This window comes from Bacillus sp. AP50 (genome assembly GCF_040492675.1).
Classification (GTDB): Bacteria; Bacillota; Bacilli; order Bacillales; family Bacillaceae_G; genus Bacillus_A; species Bacillus_A cereus.
Genome location: NZ_JBEUTW010000512.1, coordinates 1 through 1,115, shown reverse-complemented (window position 1 = coordinate 1,115; position 1,115 = coordinate 1). Strand labels below are relative to the sequence as shown.

The following is a 1,115-nucleotide window of genomic DNA, read 5'->3' as shown; positions in this document are numbered from 1 at the left end:
TGTAACACCTGTTGATTTCATGTTAATACCATCCTTTTATTTTTAATTACTACTCCCCTATGAACAAGCGGATTAAATGTTGTTTTTCTAGTAATCTAACACAAATTCAGTTTTTCTAATAACCAGTCTTGCACTTCATCTTTTAGGTCTATACCTACAGCAATTGTTCCAAGGATTACACCTTTTCCAATAAGGTTTATATCTACAGACATTGCTACCTTTCCTGTCTTAATTTCATATGTAACTGTTTCAATGTGTTTTTTAGGAACACGGATAAAGTTGATTAAACCTGAGGTTTCTACATATCTTTCTGTAATTTTAATTTTATTATCTTTCCAAGAAAACTCCGTATCTGTAACTGTTTTAGGATTTTTTGTTCCAAATAAGCCCACAAGCAATAGACCTCCTATATTTTAATATCACAACCTTATCATATGGATAGTGATATTTATAGGGGGACATAACCAAAATCCAAAAATTTTAACGTAATGGTAGGAGGCCTACTATAAAAAGAAATATTCATAACTAACAGAGGGAGCATCACGCCTATCAAGCTAAAATTTTGAAGTTTTATTAACCTCTCTTACTATCATACAAAAATTATCTCTTAGCTCTTGCTAGAGCTTTTTCTATGCACATTTTTAATTGCATCTTGGTTATTCAAACGTTATAATAGTCACCACATTACATATAACGAGGTGCAAAAAATGAATAAGACAGAATTAACAAAAGTAGTAGCAGAAAAAGCAGAACTTACACAAAAGGATGCAGCTGCAGCAACACAAGCCGTATTAGATACGATAACAAATGCACTAGCTAATGAAGAGAAAGTACAAATTCTTGGATTTGGTACATTTGAAGTACGCGAAAGATCTGCACGTACAGGACGTAACCCACAAACAGGTGAAGAAATGCAAATCGCAGGCAGTGAAATAATTATATATAGTCAAAAGGGTTTGATATTTATCTCAAACCCTTTTTTAATAGCCTTTTTTCATAAAACAAAAAATATCATCCAAAGTTTATATAAATACTATAGATTCCCCATAGAATGTAACCAAACTGTGTTACGATAAACATTGTAAACTCAAAACTTTGTGATCTTTCAAAGTAGG

The 1,115-nt window shown here is 31.8% G+C and carries 1 protein-coding gene and 1 pseudogene; one reads left to right on the top strand and one right to left on the bottom strand.

The genetic code is table 11. The features are described from left to right. Window positions 1-95: 95 nt before the first annotated feature. On the bottom strand, window positions 96-392 hold the full coding sequence (locus tag ABWK52_RS25715; protein WP_000522371.1) for a hypothetical protein: 297 nt from the start codon (window positions 390-392) through the stop codon (window positions 96-98). A gap of 315 nt (window positions 393-707) precedes the next feature. Between ABWK52_RS25715 and ABWK52_RS25710 the strand changes: the two are divergent. Next, window positions 708-932, top strand: a pseudogene (locus tag ABWK52_RS25710) (HU family DNA-binding protein); the annotation flags it as partial. Between the last annotated feature and the right edge of the window lie 183 nt (window positions 933-1,115).